Origin of the sequence: Candidatus Nitrospira nitrosa, assembly GCF_001458735.1 — a bacterium.
In the GTDB taxonomy this organism is placed as follows: Bacteria; Nitrospirota; Nitrospiria; order Nitrospirales; family Nitrospiraceae; genus Nitrospira_D; species Nitrospira_D nitrosa.
In genome coordinates this window covers 224,557-241,916 of record NZ_CZQA01000009.1, presented here as the reverse complement: position 1 = coordinate 241,916, position 17,360 = coordinate 224,557, and the positions used below count along the sequence as shown (strand labels likewise).

The following is a 17,360-nucleotide window of genomic DNA, read 5'->3' as shown; positions in this document are numbered from 1 at the left end:
AGAGAGGCCTTGCAGCCATGAACGAAGCCGAAACTAGAGCTGAGCATATCGATCCTGCCCTCAAGGCGGCAGGCTGGGGCGTGGTGGAGGGGAGCCGCGTGCTACGTGAGTATTCCATCACGCCGGGTCGGATCGAAGGCTTGGGACGGCGGGCGAAGCCACTGATCGCCGATTATGTGCTGGTCTATCGCAATACCAAGCTTGCTGTGATCGAAGCCAAGGCCTGGGACGAAGAATTAACCGAAGGGGTTGGGCAGGCAAAGAATTATGCAGGAAAACTCGCCATCCGTTTTACCTACTCAACCAATGGCCAAGGCATCTACGCCATCGACATGGAGACGGGCCAGGAAGGGGAGAGGCTCGGCTATCCCAGCCCGGATGAACTCTGGAACCTGACGTTCGTGACACAGAATGCCTGGCGGGACCGATTCTCTGCAGTCCCCTTCGAGGACAAAGGCGGGTCGCACCCGAGCCGCTACTACCAGGACATTGCCGTTGAGCGGGTGTTGCAGGCGATCGCGGAACAGAAGCCGCGTATCCTCCTCACGCTGGCGACCGGCACCGGTAAGACGTTCATCGCCTTTCAAATCGCTTGGAAGCTGTTCCATAGCCGTTGGAACCTGAGCCGCGAACCGTCCCGACGTCCCCGCATTCTGTTTCTGGCCGACAGGAACATCCTCGCCGATCAGGCCTATAACGCCTTCTCCGCCTTTCCCGAAGACGCGCTGGTGCGGATTGCGCCGGAGGATATCCGAAAGAAGGGCAAAGTCCCGAAGAACGGCAATCTCTTCTTCACGATCTTTCAGACCTTCATGAGCGGTCCGCCGAAAGACGGCAAGCCCTCGCCCTATTTCGGCGAGTATCCGCCGGACTTCTTCGACTGCATCGTGATCGACGAGTGCCACCGGGGCGGGGCGAACGATGAAAGCAATTGGCGCGGCGTACTCGAATACTTTTTGCCTGCCGTGCAGCTCGGCCTGACTGCTACGCCGAAACGCGCCGACAATGTGGACACCTACCGGTACTTCGGCGAGCCGGTCTTCGTCTATTCGCTCAAGGATGGGATTAACGACGGATTTCTGACTCCCTTCAAAGTGAAACAGATTTCGACGACGCTGGACGAATACGTTTACACGCCGGACGACAGGGTCATGGAAGGCACGGTCGAATACGGTAAACGATACAGCGAAGCGGACTTCAACCGGATTATCGAGATCAAAGATCGTGAGAAGAAGCGTGTCGAGATCTTCATGCATGCGATCGACCAACGTGAAAAGACGCTGGTCTTTTGCGCGACACAGGACCACGCGCTGGCCGTCCGTGACCTCATCAACCAGATGAAGACCAGTTCCGACCCGAACTATTGCCAACGGGTCACGGCAAACGACGGTGAGTTAGGCGAGCAGCATCTCCGCGATTTCCAGGACAACGAAAAGACCATCCCGACGATTCTCACGACATCGCAAAAGCTCTCGACCGGGGTAGACGCCAGGAACATCCGCAACATCGTGCTCATGCGTCCGGTCAACTCGATGATCGAGTTCAAACAGATCATCGGGCGTGGGACGCGGCTCTATGAGGGCAAGGACTACTTCACGATCTATGATTTTGTGAAGGCGCATCACCACTTCAGCGATCCTGAGTGGGATGGGGAGCCGATCGAACCGGAACCAAAAAAGCCTTGCGCGAGATGCGGACAATCTCCCTGCCGATGCGAAAAGCTGCCGCCGCAACCCTGCGGTGTATGTGGCAAACATCCCTGCGCCTGCGAGCGAGAGCCTTGTGAGAAATACGGACAGAAGCCGTGCGTGTGTCAGAAAAAGGTGAAGGTCAAGCTGGCTGACGGCAAGGCACGCACGATCCAGCACATGATGGTCACGAGCTTCTGGCATCCCGACGGCACCCCGATGTCGGCGCAGCAGTTTTTGGAAATGCTTTTTGGTAAGTTGCCGGAGTTTTTCAAGAGTGAAGCCGAGCTCCGCGCGCTCTGGAGTGTGCCTGATACCAGAGCCAGGTTGTTAGAGGGACTGGCCGAGAAGGGGTTCGGATCTGACCAGATGGCGGAGATGCAGCGCATCATCGACGCGGAGCACAGTGACCTATTCGACGTGCTGGCGCATGTGGCCTATGCAATGGCTCCGCTCACCCGCGAAGAGCGGGCCGCCAGAGCTACGGTGGAGATTCGGGCGCATTTCACCGGCAAGCAGCAGGCGTTTCTCGACTTTGTGCTTGCGCAATACATCAGAGTCGGGGTGGAGGAGCTCTCTCAGGACAAGCTTTCGCCGTTATTGCGACTCAAGTATCACGGCGCCATTGCTGATGCGGTGGCCGATCTCGGCAAGCCCGAAGAGATTGGAAAAGTCTTTGTGGGCTTTCAGAAATATTTGTATCAGCCGCAGATACAGGGTTAAAAAAGTGGCAGAAAAAGTATCGAGAAGCCCAGCGTAAACGGTTAGAGTCGGATTTTGAACCGTGCAGGCACTCCTCCGCTTCCCGCTCCATTTCCACTCAAGCTGCAGAGGGGGACCTACGTCCCCCTGTCGGATTGCTGTCAAATGCGTCAGCGCCGGGACCAGAAGCAGCGTATACTCGCATCTGACTTACCCTCTGTACGCTCAATCCGTGTAAGATGTCGGCATGTGCCTGTCCGGCTGGTTGTGAGCGCAGTTCGTCTCCCTGTTCCCTTCTGGATCTTCTATTACGAGCGAAAGGTTCCTATGGACAAGAAAAGGCCGGATGGGCCTGTGCCGGGCCCGGGACCTCCTCGTCAGCGGCATTCCACCGAGGTGCGAGTGAGTCTCGCCGCAGCGGCGGATGGGTTGGGATCAATGGTGTGGATCACAGCTGGGTACGGAGCAGACGGTTGCTCTGTGCGAGGCGATCAGCTGAACGAACTGGGGATGCTTTCTCCTGCCATGCCGGGAGGCGATGTTTCTTCAGGTGATGAGCTGACGGGTGTGTGCCAACGCGGCGGGTTTGGCTGGACCGGCGCCCAATTCTATAAGCCGGACGAGGGGACGTAGCCATGCATCGTCGTGCGATGCAGCCGCGTGCCGACTGGCCGGCGCAACTCGATCGGGTCGGCGTCACCTATCATAGTCTGGACGGGGGCTACTGGCGCGAGGATGTCGCCTATGAGTTCAGTGAGGCGCAGGTCGACTGCCTTGAATCCGCCACAGCCTCGCTGCATCAGCTCTGTCTGGAGGCCGTTGAGACGATCATCCGTGAGGATCGTTTTGCCGATCTCTGCATCCCTGAACCGTGGCGGCCTCGGATCATCGATTCGTATGAGCGGCAGGAGCCATCGCTCTATGGGCGGTTTGATTTCTGGTACGACGGGATCGGGTCGCCAAAATTGCTCGAATATAATGCCGATACGCCTACGTCGTTGCTTGAAGCCGCAGTCGGTCAATGGGAATGGCGGCGAGAGACCTGTCCGGAGGCGGATCAATTCAACTCTCTGCATGAACGGCTGATCGGGCAGTGGCGCGTGATCCGTCGGCGGGCCTCAACCGATTTGCTCCATTTGGTGTGTTTGGATGGGAGCGACGAGGATCGACAGACGGTGACCTATCTGGCCGATACGGCGAACCAGGCCGGGTGGCGTGTGCAGACCTTGCCGATCGAACGAATTGGGTGGGAGCCGGGGTGTCGGCGGTTTGTGGACCATCGGAACGAACCGATCTCGACGCTTTTCAAGCTTTACCCCTGGGAATGGATGTGCCAGGACGCATTTGCGGCGGAGCTGCCCCGGTCTTCGATGTTGGTGCTGGAGCCAGCTTGGAAACAGGTGCTCAGCCACAAAGGGCTGCTGGCCTTGTTGTGGGAGTGGTATCCCGATCACCCGAACCTGTTGCCTGCTTTCTTTTCAGGACCAGGGAACTGTGTGGCTTATGTCAGGAAGCCGTTTTGGTCACGCGAAGGCGCCAATATTTCGATCGTGAACGGGGATCAGGTACTGACGACGGCGGGACCTTATGACGCACAGCTCTCGGTCTATCAGGAGTATAGGCCGTTGCCGGTATTCGAGGGATGGCACCCGGTGATTGGATCCTGGGTAGTCGGGGACGAGCCCGCAGGGGTAGGGATTCGGGAAGATCGTGGTCTGATCCACGGGAATCACAGCCGCTTTGTGCCGCATTACGTGGTGAAAGGCCTGCCTGATATAAGGATCAGTATCGGATTGTGACTCGTGCCTGTTCTTTTACGATGACGCCCCATCTCCAGTCGTCCCTTGGTCACCAAAACAATGAACCTCTGTATAAGATGGAATGACCGAGTTGGTCACTCCATCGTCCGTGGCCATTGCATGAGAGGAAGTCGGATTGAGCGAGTACCGGCATCGCTCTCAGTGGCTAGAGCTGGGGACGTTCCGGGAACATGCATGCTACAATGTCCGGGGCAAAAACAGATGGAGGCCATCCGGTCGCCCTCCTGTTGAGAAGGGCGTTCACGGAGATCAGTTCACCTATTGTGAGAAGGGAGCATGCTAATGACACGATATATCAGGCCACGAGCACTCGCACTTGCGGCAATCTTTGTGATTGGCACCGCCACAGTCCTGCCGTTGCAATCAGTGTTTGCTGAGGGCGGGGCACGGCGTGATGTCATGCGATCAGAGGACCAGCATCGGCAGGATGCCATCAATCTCGCCAAGGAAGCCGCGGACCATAGCAAACAGGGTCATGTGGGGCCATTCCTGACCAGTGCTGATGCGGCCCTGCAACATGCGCTGAAGGCACGGAAGGATGCGCACGTGGACGCCGGCATTGCGGAGCTGAAGCATGCCGTCGAGCATGGAAGCGCGGGTCATACGGACGTGGCCACGAAACACGTGGAACAAGCGGTCACGCACCTGTCTGAGAAGTGATGAGGTCGATGGGTTGAAACATGGGAGGCGGGTGTCCTTGTAGAGGACAACTAATCTTGGAGGCTGTACTCTCATTGTCGTATGCATGCCTGTCTCAGGCGAAAATTGCTCATTCCTGTGAGAGAGGCAGGTCCTGTTTGTCTTTCCGACAGATTCACCCTGTGCTTTCTCCAATGGTCATAGGCGGTGATTACCGACGGTTGCATCCGACCCTCATCTCGCGAACCCGCACTATTCATGGCGATTCATCAAGAAACCGGCAAGATGCCAGAGGAGACGGGCAGACGGAGTCCTGGGAGGCCGATGCCTGCTTGAAGCAGGAGGGTGAGGCCGCAAAGGGCGAGCCTGCCTCGCAATTCATGGCCAGGCTTGTCACAGTGGCGTTTTGGCGGGTGTGGTAGAAGGCGTCATGACGAAGTCCGATAGCCTCGAATGACCTTCAAGGATGTCACGATTTCTGCCGATCACAAAAGTTTGTGTCGGGAGGGTTTTACTGATTGCACAAATTCTGCTATACCACACATACAGTATCCCCATTTTTGAAATGGAAGGGAGGTGAGGTTCTCATGGCGACGAAGAAAGCAGCAGCGAAGAAGCCGGCGAAGAAGACGGCGGCTAAGAAGAAGAAGTAGTCATCGTACCCTGGGAGGCGACGGTCACGTCGCCTCCTTACTTCCCCCTTCCTCGACTTTTCTCAGCTCGGCATCCAGCATTCTCTACTTCAACCGTTCATCGACAGCCCTGGTTATAGTCGACACCACCGCGAAGGGTCTCTCCGTTAATAGGTCAAGCCCTTCCCTGATCGCCTCTCCATAGGGTCCAATCCTTGATGAGCTCTGGCAGTTTGCTGAAAAAGCGGTTTCTGCTTCGCACATCGTTGCACGATGAGAGAAAGAACTGTGACAGTCTAGACCTCAGAATGCTCAAAAAGGCTGTCCAGCAAGGCCGCAGCGAGTGAAAGGGCGAGGAGGGACATACCAAGCTTCGCTTGACCCGCTCGCTTCGATCACATGCGAGCGGATAGGCACTTTGCCTTCAGTGGTCTCTACAGCGTCGAGCCTCTGAGTGATGCGAGCACGCCGCTGGAGGACTTTGTCAGCATTCTGCTAGAGGTAACCGGCTAGTCTGGTGACGTGTACCGCATGAGATGCCACATAGCAAAAGGGGAGAGGAGAGAATCGGTAGGCTCAGGTCTTGGCAACGAATCGCCGGCCTGGAAAAAGAAAGGGGAGGTGATACCCCTATCACCTCCCCCCATTTCTTACCGCCGGGAGAGACTCCATGGCGAAAGAAAGCAGCTCAGGGATCCTAGCACGAACCCTCACTCAAAAAAAGCACAAAGATATTCATAGAATCAATAGTTTGCGATTTTGTCGCTGGAGAGATGCCCGGAAGAGAGGATTTCAACAGGGTATAAGGCTTCGTTGAACTGTTTCGTCCATATGGACGATCTCAGCCTATGGGGAGAGGAATCGGGATGGAATCAGACGGCGCTTCCTGAGTCATTGGCCTCGCTATGCAGGAAGTGACCAACTGAAACCTGGCCGGAAACGCCCCGACAGTCAGTTTCACGGTAAAGGTGGCAAGCATACTGTGTCAGTGGGCCCTGTCTCCGGCAAAACTCTAGGCGCTCCTCATGATAGAACAGGGAGGTGCTCCGGAGACTCTCAGGTTGGGAAGGGGACATGCGAATGATACAACCGGCAATGCAGTGTAGTGTCAGATTCGCCACACTGTTGGTCCTCATCATGACCATCCTATTGCCATTGCAGTCGGTATTCGGCTCCGGTATCGCACGTCGCGATGCAGTGCGTTCCGAAGAGCAGCACCGTCAGGAGGCTGTCCAGCTCGCCAAGGAGGCGGCGGACCATGGCAAAAGTGGTCAGGTGGGCCTATTTCTGAGCAGTGCGGAAGCGGCCCTGCAGCATGCGTTCAAGGCAGGGAAGGATGCACATGTGGACGCCGGCATTGTCGAGCTGAAACAGGCCCTTGAGCAGGAGAGGGCGGGTCATGCGGATGCTGCGACACAACATGCGGAGCAAGCGGTCATACACCTGTCTGGGAAGTAATGGGGGGCAGAAGGCTGTTGCGGGTCTCGCTACGGGAGCGGCTCCAAGACGCCGACAGGTGGCTTCTGTTTCAACTTACGATAGACCCAGGGTGGGAGGGGGTGTGGATCGTTCCATAGACCTCGTTTGGTCTGGCGCGCTTCAGTCTCTAATGTTTCAAGGACGATATCATCCGGCGCATACTTCCGATACCACCAGCACCAGCCGTCTTTGACCAAGATGTGGTTCACATTGGTCTCATCTGCAAGCATCACGTCGGCAACGAGTCGTCCGTACTTATCCTTTTCATGCGGGTGGATTGTGACGGCCTGTCCAAAGGTCAAGACCGACGTCGCGAGTTTGGCCCGGTACCCGTAGGCTTGGCGTTTCTCGGGGCAGTCGATCCCACGTAAACGAATCTTCGTGGCTCGCCCATTCGATAAGACTTCAATCGTGTCGCCGTCTTTGACGGACACGACTAAGGCCGTGAACGAAAAGGCGGGGGTACTGCACAGCAGGATGAGAAGAGCGAGCGGCAGTGGTAACCGAATGAATCGCATGTGTGTGTGGATACAACCAAGCAGAGATCGCCTCGAAGGGGGATGCCGCCGCCGACGATCTACTCCTAATTATACGATAAGACACGTACGTATGCATTGCAAACAGTATCGATACGTATGATAGCGGGAAGTCGAGGGAGAGGCCGGCCTGCTGACTCGCCTCTGTCGATGTTGTGATGGGGCTATGGCCAGGGGATCCAGTGTAAAAGGAACCGAATTTGCGCGAAACCTGCGCGTCCCTGTTAAGATACATGCCTCTCACTCACAATAGAACAAAGGAACGGGATACCATGACGACTCTCTCCTCATCTCGCGCCGTGCTGGTGGCGATCCAGACTCCTGGGGTGACTCGAGAGGAGCTGGATGGTTCGCTGCATGAGCTCTCCCGTCTCGTCAAGACCCTCGGGTACCAGGTGGTCGGCCATGTGACTCAAAAACGGAACTCCGAGAAGTTTTCAACCGTCCTGGGGCAAGGCAAACTCACGGAGTTGGCCCGGTGGACCGGTGGGCCAGGCACTATCGGGATGTCATTTGAAAAACCGATGCACAAAGCGGCCTTGAAGCAAGAGGCTGCTGAATCGGACGAGGTTGAGGATTTCGTCGAGGAGGAACCGGAAGACCCCTGCGAGGATTCTGTCCATCCTCATCAGCAGGCGCAGATCGTCATCGTGGATTGTGACCTGTCGCCGTCACAATTGAGTAACCTTGAACGTGCCGTCGGTGTGCCGGTGCTGGACCGAACCGGAGTCATTATTGAAATTTTCAGTCGACATGCCAGGACCAGAGCGGCCCGGTTGCAGGTGGAGATCGCGCGGCTCAACTATTTGGCTCCACGGTTGCGTGAGACCGGCGGCGGGAGAGAGCGGCAAGGCGGAGGCATCGGCGGAAAAGGGGCCGGAGAAACCAGTCTCGAACTCGATAAGCGCCGCATTCGTGATCGCGTGAAAGAACTCAAGTCGGAATTGGCGGCCATTGGAGATGAGCATCATACGCGTCGGGCAAGGCGAGGGAATGAATTGACGGTCGCGCTCGTCGGATATACCAATGCCGGAAAATCCTCACTGATGCGGGCGATGACGGGAAGCGATGTGCTCGTTGCCGACAAGCTGTTCGCGACACTCGATACCACGATTCGGCCTCTGTATCCTGAAACGCGTCCGAAAGTACTCATGAGCGATACGGTGGGATTCATCAAAAAACTTCCGCATGATCTGGTGGCGTCGTTCAAGTCGACGCTTGATGAAGCGGCCTCTGCTTCCCTGGTGCTGTTTGTCGTCGATGCGTCGGACCCTTCCTTTAGGTCTCAACTTGACGTCACGCGAAACGTGTTAGCCGAAATGGGCGCCACGGACATTCCCAGCCTTCTGGTATTGAATAAGCAAGATCGTCTTGGCCCGGAGGAGATCGTCTCGTTGAAGTCTGAATATCCGGATGCCGTGTTCCTGTCCACGAGAAACCCGGACGACGTGACTGCGTTGCGTGAGCGCATCATGGGGTACTTCGAGCAGGAGATGATCGATGAGGAATTGCATATTCCATTTACGGCTCAGAAGATCCTGGCCGAGATCCGATCGCGGATGCGGATCCTGTCCGAACAGTATGATGCCGAAGGCGTGACGATCCAGGTGCGATCGACCCCTGAGCACCTGACGGCGATCAAGAAGAAGCTCGCGCGGTAAGTTTGACTCTTGCCATCGATCAGCCGTTCATCAATGGGGAGGCAGGTCTCGGTTGCGGGCTAGGATCACTGTGAACTTCCAGGCCTGTTTCCACGATCTGGAAAAGAGAAAAGAGAAAAGAGAGGGCAACCCGTTTGCTTCCACGTACAATGACTCTGTGACCGGCTCAATTTTCTGTCTAAATCAGATCAACCCACTGTGAGGCGGACGTATGACCATTACTGAGTCTGAATCGACTGACCTGCCGACTCCAACGGGGCCGATGCGGACCTATCTCGTTCGTCCTAACGTTGAGGGTCGTTATCCTGGGGTGGTGCTCTACTCGGAGATTTTCCAGGTCACGGGGCCGATCCGTCGCACGGCCGCGATGCTGGCGAGCCATGGATTGGTAGTGGCGGTACCGGAGATCTTTCATGAGCTGGAGCCGGCCGGTACGGTATTGGCCTATGACGAGGCAGGCGCGGCGCGCGGCAATCAGCACAAAATCACCAAAACTCTGTCGAGCTATGATGGTGATGCGCGCGCGGTCTTGGACTATCTGGCGTCGTCACCCTATTGCACCGGTACGCTGGGTGTGATGGGGATCTGCATTGGAGGCCATCTGGCGTTTCGTGCGGCGATGCAGCCCGATGTACTGGCCGCCGCCTGTTTCTATGCGACGGACATTCATAAACACAGCCTCGGTCAAGGACTCCATGACGACAGCCTGGATCGGGTTGCCGAGATCAGGGGGGAACTTCTGATGATCTGGGGTCGCCAGGACCCGCATATCCCTCGCGAGGGGCGGGCACTGATTTACAACGCACTGAGCGATGCCGCTGTACGATTTCAGTGGCATGAGTTCAACGGCGCCCATGCCTTTCTTCGTGACGAAGGTCCTCGCTACGACCCGGCTGCTGCACGGATCTGCTATGGTCTCGCGACGGAGCTCTTCCACCGTCGACTACGGTGAAACCTGGAATGTGATCCTGGCCTATCGCCTGAGAAACCCGATCCAGCGCCAGAGGTTCACCAAGCTTGCCAGGGATGCGGCCAGGTAGGTGAATGCGGCAGCTGTCAGGATGCTACGAGCTCCCCGCTCATCCTCCGGCGAGAGATAATTCCCTTGCCGGAGAACGGGCAGGGCCCGCTTGAAACTGGCATCCCATTCGACGGGAAGGGTGATTAGGTGGACCAACGTCGAGATCCCCATCGTCGCCATCCCAGCCATCAGCACGACGACACTCGCAACCGGGGTGCGCGCGACGGCCCCTGCGATGGGAATGGCCATCATGAGCACTGCCCCGATCTTTTCCGCTTTCTGCGCAACCAGCACGAGCTTTGTACGCTCCGTCAATGGCTGATATCCGAGGTGGTGCTGAATGGCGTGTCCGACTTCGTGGGCGGCAATTGTAATCGCCGTCAGGGATTTACCATCGAAGATTTCCGGTGTCAGACGAACCGTTTTGCTGACAGGATCATAGTGCTCGCCTATTCGCGTCGGCTCCACGATGACGTGCTGAAGGTCGAATCGATTGAGCAGGTGTCTGGCTAACTCTCCTCCGGTCCCAGGAAAGTCCGGACGAGGCGTATTGTGTCTGGCAAAGACACGCTTGGTCCAGAGTTGCGGCCCCACGATGACCAGCGCCAGGATGATCAGCAGTAGGACGAGGCGTATCATTTCTCCCGCTCCTCCTCGGTTGATCAGCTGACCTACCCCTGAAGTTCCCAGACCAAACCAGGTAAAGCCATACTGTCTTACTCCATAGGCTACCACAGATGACGGCAAGAATCGGTGCCGATTTCTCAGTGCGACACTACATACACGTGGTCACGGATGCTGCCAGAGACAGGTGCTTGGCTGCCTGGCGACAGGATGTCTTTTCCTGTCGAGACCCGATAGGGTATGCTTCTGCGATTGCGAAGGCAAGGAGAAGGTGCAGACGACCATCTGCTGGCTCCTCACTACAATGGCTCCTTTCGCATCAGGCACCGGTCTTCTCCTGATGGGCATTCCCCTCTTGAATGGAAACGATCTACTTCATGTTACACAGCGTTGCAAGTGAGACATGAGCCTCGCGTATGATGTCATCGTGGTCGGCAGCGGTCCAGCCGGTTCTATCACGGCGTGGCGATTGGCCAGGGCAGGTGTCCGGGTTGCCGTCATTGAGAAGGCTGCACTGCCCCGGTACAAGACCTGTGGTGGTGGGATCATTGGTCGTACCATACAGGCCTTGCCTATCGATGTGCGCCATGTGATTGAACAGGACTGTCACACGGCCCAACTCCATGTTGTTTCCGAGGGCTTATCCTTCACCACTCATCGATCAGTACCAATTGTCTCCATGACGATGCGCGATCAGTTTGATTATGCCCTGCTGTCCGCTGCACAGGCTGCAGGTGCTGTACTGTATCAACGCTGCGCCGTCGAAGAGGTTTCTCCGAAGAGTGACTCGGTGACCGTTATGACCCACAGGGGGGCCATGATGGCCCAGTTTCTCGTCGCTGCCGACGGGGCGCTCAGCCAGGTCGCACGGAAAGTCGGAATGGCGGACGGACGGGTACTGATTCCAGCTTTGGAGTACGAGGTCACGATCCCTCAGGAGCGGTTGGATCGCTTGCGCGGCGTGGCACGATTTGATTTTGGCATCCTTCCCCATGGCTATGCCTGGGCGTTTCCGAAACAACAACACCTCTCGATCGGTATCCTCTCGATGGTTCAGCGAGAACGCGAGCTGAAGCGCGCAATCACGCAGTACCTCGACTTGCTTGGGTGTGGTGATCTGACTCGGATTGATCGTCACGGATTCGTCATTCCCATTCGGCCACGAACAGGACCATTTATGAAGAACCGCATTCTGGTGGTGGGGGACGCGGCTGGATTTGCCGATCCGGTCACCGGAGAAGGCATTTCAGGTGCCCTTCGCAGTGGTCAATTGGCTGCCCAGTCCTTGATTGACGGGAATCTGGAAGAAGAAGCCGTTCAAGGCAAGTATACTCGGTCAGTAACAGAGTCCCTCATGCCTGAACTGCGAGCCGGGCGCCTGTTGGCCCGATTGCTGTACGACTTTCCTCGTCTCCGGTCATGGGCGTTTTTACGGCAAGGGCAGCGCCTCTCTGAAGCGGTGACGGATGTGATGGCCGGGACCCGGACCTATTGCGACCTGACAGGCATACCTCAGGCCCTAGTCAGACTGCTGACTCCTGCATGGAGCAAGAAGGCGGGAGACTGATCCGCGTGATTCGGAGCCTGCCAGGCAAGAGAAGTGTCGGGTAGGTCTTTCCACTCAGCACAGAGTGCGGTATTCTTCCGGCGGCGTAAAGTATATGGGAGGGGAGATGACTCGCACGTCGTTCTGTTCTGTCTCTGATTCCGGCAGGGGCTGCTTCAGGAGTATTGTCCTCTGGTTGGTTGGTGTGGGGCTTGGTCTCTTGACTGGATGCAGCGAGACCTCATTGACGGTGTCTCATGTTGACCAGGAGCCGTTCACGGTTTATCAGCAGCTTGCTCGCCTCGAAGTCACCTCGGATCGCTTGTTCCACATGATCGCTGCTCAGTCGGATGTGGTGGGGTACAGTCGCCTGCTCGAAGCTCAATCGGGCCTGTCTACGCCATTGACCTTGACGCAAGCTGATCGAATTGAACAATCATTCGTCCACTCCCTCAAAGTCATGCTCATCGATCTCGCGCCGACGAACTTCTGGGAAGATCAGCTTGCAGACTACTACGGCACCAGACTGGCTGGCGCAGATGCGCAGGCGCTGGTCACAGGGTATGACGACGAGAGCCTATTACTGTGGTCCACGTTACAGGATCTTCGCGAGTCGTTCGTGAGAGACCGTCTCCCGGAGCTCTTGCCGCTCGTTCGTGCGCGGTCTCAAATTTATCAGATCCCAAGCCAATCCATGGAACCGACGCTGTTGCCGGGAGACCATGTGATTGTGCACCAGGTGGCTTATCAGGCCGCGGAGCCTCAGCCTGGGGACGTCGTCGTCTACCGCTATCCGGACGAGAATGGGAAACGGTTTCTCCATCGCGTGATCGGACTCCCCGGTGATCAGATTGCGATTCGCGACCAGGTCGTGTATGTGAATGGGGAGGCTTTGTCGGAGCCCTATACGCGCCATTCCGACCGCTCAAGTATGGCCGGGCATGTCCGCGATCATCTCCCACCGATTACCGTTCCGCTGGAGACCTATTTTCTGATGGGTGATAACCGTGAGGAAAGTTTAGACAGCCGTTTCTTGGGTCCGATCAGCAAGGAACATCTGCTGGGACGGGTGCTCTTTGTCTACTGGTCGGTCAACCCTGACACCCACGACCCGCGATGGGAACGGCTCAATCAGCTGGTGCGCTGACAGCGATCACGATTGCACGAAACAAGCTGTCCAATTCCCCTATGACCCCACTGGTCCAATCGGAGCTTCGCGATGTCGGGAATCTGTGATCCGCTGCTCGCAGTCTGTTCGATGTTATTTGGGGGCGCAGCTTCCTACGTCATTTTGAGTATCGCCGAACGGATGCGTGCTCCCGACCAAGGTCAAGCCACGATTCGATGGCTGCTCATTGGAGCCCTCGCAGCCGGCCTTGAGATCTGGGCCATGCATTTCATCGGGAACCTCGCCTTTTGTCCAAGCGTTCCGGCAACCGAAGACGCTAGCCTTGCCATACTCTCACTACTCTCCGCTGGGGCAACCGGAGCCATCGCTGTCTATGTGCTCAGCAGTCACGTCGAGAGGTGGATGCGGCTCGTCTCCGGGGGTATGTTGATGGGGGCCTGCATGAGTCTCACCCACGTGACCAGCGCCATGGCTGTGCACCAACCGACGGATGTCCAAGCCGTCATTCTTCCATTTGTCTATTCGGTCATCGGCATCGTTGTTCTCAGTGTGATCGTCACCGTGATCGGAGGATTGAATATCACCTACGGTGGTTGGCGGGTGACGGAAAAGTCGACCGCGATGGGGGTCGCCCTTGCCGGGACGCATCTGATCGGGCTGATTCCGATGTACGAAATGATGGGGGATGTCACGAACCGTACTCAGCCACCGGCCATCGACGTTGATCTGCTTGCGGTCGTCGCCGTGTCACTGTCCACCCTCCTGGCCATTATCGATCGGCAAGTGACGAAGGCCTCTCGTCAGGCTCGCGCGAGTCATGCTCGGTTGATCGAGGCGATTGAAAGCGTTCCGCAATGGTTCGCATTGTTCGACGCGGGCGATCGTCTGATCATCTGCAACCACAAGTATCGCGAAGTCATGTCCGGGGCTGGGGCTGAAGTTCAATCCGGCGACCTCTTCGAATCGATCGTCCGTCGGACCGCCGAACGCGGCGATATCCCAGCTGCGATGGGGAATGTCGAACCCTGGATGCGCTGGCGTCTTGAGATGCATCGCAATCCGGTGACACCGTACATTGAGTATCGGACCAGTGGGGAGTGGCTGCAAATCAATGAGCGGAAGACCCAGGATGGCGGGATCGTTTGTATCGCCACCGACATTACGGCTTTAAAAAATGCCGAACAAGCGGCCGAGGATGCCAAGGCACGGTTGGCGGATTCGTTGGCTTTGGTCGAGGCCGCAAAAACCCGTATGCAAGAAGAGTTGAATGTCGGCCGCGATATTCAACAGAGTATGCTGCCGCGCGTATTTCCCGCTTTCCCAGATCGCAAGGAATTGGAACTTTATGCCGTGCTGGAACCAGCCTTGGAGATCGGCGGCGATCTCTACGATTTTTTTCTCGTCGGTCAGCATCGGCTCTGTTTTGTGATCGGTGATGTGTCGGGCAACGGAGTCCCTGCCGCGTTGTTTATGGCCATGACGAAAATCATGGTGAAGACCAGAGCCGCCTCTGATCCGTCTCCCGCCAGCATCGTGACTCATGTGAATGATGCGCTCAGTGCCGAGAACGATAGCTGCATGTTCGTCACGCTCTATCTCGGCATCTTGAATCTCCGAGACGGCACGCTTGTGACAACCAATGCCGGCCATAATCCTCCCTTGTTAAAGCGAGCGAATGGAGCGTTCGAATGGCTGACGGCTCAAGATGGGCCTCTGGTCGGGCCTATGGCGGGCATTGCGTTCAAAGAAAGTACCATTCAGTTGGAGCCTGGGGACGAACTCTTTCTCTACACCGATGGAGTCACCGAAGCGGACAATAGGAGGCGCGAACTGTTCGGCAAGGATCGGCTGAAAATGGTGCTGGATAAATCACAGGCTCGTTCGGTGGTGGATCGTTTGGGGGACGTGATGCAGGCGGTGAGAACGTTTGCGGGTGACGCTCCACAGGCGGATGACATCACGATGCTGGGATTGCGCTATCACGGCATGACTCCCTCTGATATTGCGACGCGGGTGTTTCGACAGACGATGCGCAACCAGTTGGAGGCCATTCCAGTTCTACAGATCGCCTTTGAGGAGTATGTGGCACAATGGGACGGAGCCAAGCCGTTGATCCCTACGCTCAATATGGCTCTGGATGACTTGCTGAACAATGTGGTGCAGTATGCCTTTCCCAACGACCCAACAGAGCATCACATCCATGTGGAAGGGGATGTGCAGGATGGGTGTGTCATTTTGACTATTACGGATGACGGCATTCCCTTCAACCCCTTAAGCGCCGCTCCTCCTGACCTTTCCTTATTGCTGCATGAACGAGAAATCGGTGGGTTGGGCATTCATCTGGTCCGCTCTATGTTTGACCAAGTCACCTACCACCGCAACGTGGGATGCAATGTGTTGACGGTGAAGAAGAAACTGGTATCCGAGTCCTCTGTTCTCGGTCACCGAGCTGATACGGCTCGGATCAGCTCAAGCGATGTCGAGAAACAGTCACGACCACTGGCCCACGAGCCGATGGGCGTGGGGATTCATGTTGAATCAAGTCGACGCGGGACCGTGGTGATCGTCGCACCGCGGGATCGCTTCGACACGAATAGTGCACCGGAAGTTGAACAGATTCTGACGGATTACATCGAGAGAGGCGAACGCCGGATTGTGTTGGATCTCTCCCATATTTCGTACATTTCCTCGATTGGGTTGCGGGTGATCCTGAAAGCCGCCATGGACATGACCGGAAGGGGTGGAAGACTCGTCCTCGCAGGAGGAACTGAGCATGTTCGCACCGTACTCCAACTGAGCGGGGCGTTGCTGATGAGCCTCTATGTCTCCACGTTAGAAGAGGCCCACTCCAAGGTCCAAGAGGGAGGGTAAGAAGGAGGTGCGAGAGGTTTGCCTCTTTTAGTCAGCCGATATTGTGCCGGTGGAACCAAAGACGTATCGCTGCTATCATAGGCGGCTCGGAATTCAGTTCAGACCGTGTGCCCAATGTTTTCTATGTAAGGAGGGGATGATGGACCAAGGAACCCGACACACATTGACCTTGACTTCCCGTGAAAGCGCGGGGATTACCTTCGTGAAGGTGCAGGGTAGCTTGTCTGCCACCACTGCCGAACAGGGGAACAAGGAGATCAAGAAGATTTTGGACCAAGGCGCGAAAAAACTCGTCCTGAACTTGGCCGATGTCGATTATATCAGCAGTGGGGGAATCCGCGTCCTGATCCTGACCTCAAAAGAGCTGAGTGCCGTTCAAGGACAGATGAAGATCGCGGCAGCAAAAGGGATGGTCAAGGAGGCGCTCGAAGCCAGCGGATTTCATCTGCTCAACCGTGTGTACGGAAGCACCATTGAACTCTGTAACACGGAAGAAGAGGCTGCCGCGGGATTTACGACCTAGCGGTCTCTATACAGGATCAACCTGGGTCACGCAAGAGTAGGAGGCTCTCTTGCTCGTGAGACTTCCTATAGTCCTAGATAGACTGATAGCGCGTAGTCCTGTGTCCCGGAGCTTCCTCTGTCTGGGTGTTCTGACAATGGCAGGGTGTACGACTATGGCTCACGTCTCGAATCTTTCAGATGAATCCTGTCGAATCTCGTTTACTCAACAATTATCCAACATGTTGACCAGTCAAGGTGAATCCTCAGCGAATTCTGACGCACTTGCAAATAAGACTGTCTTGACGCTCACCACCTACAATCTCGGGCCCCGGCCATTCGCCATCGCGGCCCCCTCAGGCACGGACTATCGGTTTTTTATCGACCGTAAAGGAACACACTGTGTCCTGACCTTGTATGGGCGTCGAAAGGGGTTTATCTCTTACACCAACAATCTCACCTACATTGCGACCGAGTCGCTTCCGGGCTGTGCCTGTGTCGACTCGTGATC

The 17,360-nt window shown here is 56.4% G+C and carries 14 protein-coding genes; 12 read left to right on the top strand and 2 right to left on the bottom strand.

Going from position 1 to position 17,360, the window contains the following annotated elements:
• The first annotated feature begins 17 nt into the window (after positions 1-17).
• From hsdR to smbP (COMA1_RS13280), 5 genes are all read left to right on the top strand, one after another.
• The gene (gene hsdR / locus COMA1_RS13305) at positions 18-2,411 is read left to right on the top strand and encodes an EcoAI/FtnUII family type I restriction enzme subunit R (RefSeq protein ID WP_090749317.1); all 2,394 of its coding nucleotides are present in this window, start codon (positions 18-20) and stop codon (positions 2,409-2,411) included.
• A 306-nt stretch (positions 2,412-2,717) separates the two neighbouring features.
• On the top strand, positions 2,718-3,023 hold the full coding sequence (locus COMA1_RS13300) for a hypothetical protein (protein ID WP_090749315.1): 306 nt from the start codon (positions 2,718-2,720) through the stop codon (positions 3,021-3,023).
• A 2-nt stretch (positions 3,024-3,025) separates the two neighbouring features.
• Positions 3,026-4,189 carry a glutathionylspermidine synthase family protein gene (locus tag COMA1_RS13295; protein WP_090749313.1) on the top strand — a complete coding sequence of 388 codons (1,164 nt, stop codon included), beginning with the start codon at positions 3,026-3,028 and terminating at the stop codon, positions 4,187-4,189.
• 303 nt (positions 4,190-4,492) lie between these two features.
• The gene (gene smbP, locus COMA1_RS13290; protein WP_176698044.1) at positions 4,493-4,870 is read left to right on the top strand and encodes a small metal-binding protein SmbP; all 378 of its coding nucleotides are present in this window, start codon (positions 4,493-4,495) and stop codon (positions 4,868-4,870) included.
• A gap of 1,685 nt (positions 4,871-6,555) precedes the next feature.
• Complete coding sequence (smbP, locus tag COMA1_RS13280; RefSeq protein WP_090749307.1) at positions 6,556-6,939, top strand: small metal-binding protein SmbP; 384 nt, start codon at positions 6,556-6,558, stop codon at positions 6,937-6,939.
• A gap of 29 nt (positions 6,940-6,968) precedes the next feature.
• On the opposite strand, the gene COMA1_RS13275 is transcribed toward smbP (COMA1_RS13280), so the two are convergent.
• Positions 6,969-7,478 (bottom strand): thermonuclease family protein, encoded by a 510-nt coding sequence (locus COMA1_RS13275; RefSeq protein WP_090749305.1) that lies wholly within the window; start codon positions 7,476-7,478, stop codon positions 6,969-6,971.
• Between the two features lie 290 nt (positions 7,479-7,768).
• On the opposite strand from COMA1_RS13275, the gene hflX reads away from it, so the two are divergent.
• Entirely contained in the window at positions 7,769-9,157 is a 1,389-nt protein-coding gene (hflX, locus tag COMA1_RS13270; protein WP_090749303.1) for a GTPase HflX, read from the top strand.
• 211 nt (positions 9,158-9,368) lie between these two features.
• Positions 9,369-10,109 (top strand): dienelactone hydrolase family protein, encoded by a 741-nt coding sequence (locus COMA1_RS13265; RefSeq protein ID WP_090749301.1) that lies wholly within the window; start codon positions 9,369-9,371, stop codon positions 10,107-10,109.
• A gap of 21 nt (positions 10,110-10,130) precedes the next feature.
• Here COMA1_RS13265 and COMA1_RS13260 read toward each other — a convergent pair whose 3' ends face one another.
• Positions 10,131-10,817 (bottom strand): zinc metallopeptidase, encoded by a 687-nt coding sequence (locus COMA1_RS13260; protein ID WP_090749299.1) that lies wholly within the window; start codon positions 10,815-10,817, stop codon positions 10,131-10,133.
• A 388-nt stretch (positions 10,818-11,205) separates the two neighbouring features.
• Here COMA1_RS13260 and COMA1_RS13255 point away from each other — a divergent pair, with 388 nt between their 5' ends.
• The 5 genes from COMA1_RS13255 to COMA1_RS13235 all read left to right on the top strand — a co-directional run bounded on the left by COMA1_RS13255 (position 11,206) and on the right by COMA1_RS13235 (position 17,358).
• Positions 11,206-12,369 carry a geranylgeranyl reductase family protein gene (locus COMA1_RS13255; RefSeq protein WP_090749297.1) on the top strand — a complete coding sequence of 388 codons (1,164 nt, stop codon included), beginning with the start codon at positions 11,206-11,208 and terminating at the stop codon, positions 12,367-12,369.
• 106 nt (positions 12,370-12,475) lie between these two features.
• Entirely contained in the window at positions 12,476-13,495 is a 1,020-nt protein-coding gene (lepB, locus tag COMA1_RS13250; RefSeq protein WP_176698043.1) for a signal peptidase I, read from the top strand.
• Between the two features lie 72 nt (positions 13,496-13,567).
• Positions 13,568-16,348, top strand: coding sequence for an anti-sigma factor antagonist (locus tag COMA1_RS13245; protein WP_090749294.1), 2,781 nt, complete (start codon positions 13,568-13,570; stop codon positions 16,346-16,348).
• Positions 16,349-16,484: 136 nt separating this feature from the next.
• Positions 16,485-16,871: an STAS domain-containing protein gene (locus COMA1_RS13240; protein WP_090749292.1), complete on the top strand. Its 387-nt coding sequence runs from the start codon at positions 16,485-16,487 to the stop codon at positions 16,869-16,871.
• A gap of 154 nt (positions 16,872-17,025) precedes the next feature.
• The gene (locus tag COMA1_RS13235; protein WP_090749291.1) at positions 17,026-17,358 is read left to right on the top strand and encodes a hypothetical protein; all 333 of its coding nucleotides are present in this window, start codon (positions 17,026-17,028) and stop codon (positions 17,356-17,358) included.
• Positions 17,359-17,360 lie beyond the last annotated feature (2 nt).

Bases quoted from the DNA above. Each gene is read 5' to 3' on its own strand.
- hsdR (WP_090749317.1), top strand. From the start codon at position 18: ATGAACGAAGCCGAAACTAGAGCTGAGCATATCGATCCTGCCCTCAAG.
- COMA1_RS13300 (WP_090749315.1), top strand. From the start codon at position 2,718: ATGGACAAGAAAAGGCCGGATGGGCCTGTGCCGGGCCCGGGACCTCCT.
- COMA1_RS13295 (WP_090749313.1), top strand. From the start codon at position 3,026: ATGCATCGTCGTGCGATGCAGCCGCGTGCCGACTGGCCGGCGCAACTC.
- smbP (WP_176698044.1), top strand. From the start codon at position 4,493: ATGACACGATATATCAGGCCACGAGCACTCGCACTTGCGGCAATCTTT.
- smbP (WP_090749307.1), top strand. From the start codon at position 6,556: ATGCGAATGATACAACCGGCAATGCAGTGTAGTGTCAGATTCGCCACA.
- COMA1_RS13275 (WP_090749305.1), bottom strand. From the start codon at position 7,478: ATGCGATTCATTCGGTTACCACTGCCGCTCGCTCTTCTCATCCTGCTG.
- hflX (WP_090749303.1), top strand. From the start codon at position 7,769: ATGACGACTCTCTCCTCATCTCGCGCCGTGCTGGTGGCGATCCAGACT.
- COMA1_RS13265 (WP_090749301.1), top strand. From the start codon at position 9,369: ATGACCATTACTGAGTCTGAATCGACTGACCTGCCGACTCCAACGGGG.
- COMA1_RS13260 (WP_090749299.1), bottom strand. From the start codon at position 10,817: ATGATACGCCTCGTCCTACTGCTGATCATCCTGGCGCTGGTCATCGTG.
- COMA1_RS13255 (WP_090749297.1), top strand. From the start codon at position 11,206: ATGAGCCTCGCGTATGATGTCATCGTGGTCGGCAGCGGTCCAGCCGGT.
- lepB (WP_176698043.1), top strand. From the start codon at position 12,476: ATGACTCGCACGTCGTTCTGTTCTGTCTCTGATTCCGGCAGGGGCTGC.
- COMA1_RS13245 (WP_090749294.1), top strand. From the start codon at position 13,568: ATGTCGGGAATCTGTGATCCGCTGCTCGCAGTCTGTTCGATGTTATTT.
- COMA1_RS13240 (WP_090749292.1), top strand. From the start codon at position 16,485: ATGATGGACCAAGGAACCCGACACACATTGACCTTGACTTCCCGTGAA.
- COMA1_RS13235 (WP_090749291.1), top strand. From the start codon at position 17,026: ATGGCTCACGTCTCGAATCTTTCAGATGAATCCTGTCGAATCTCGTTT.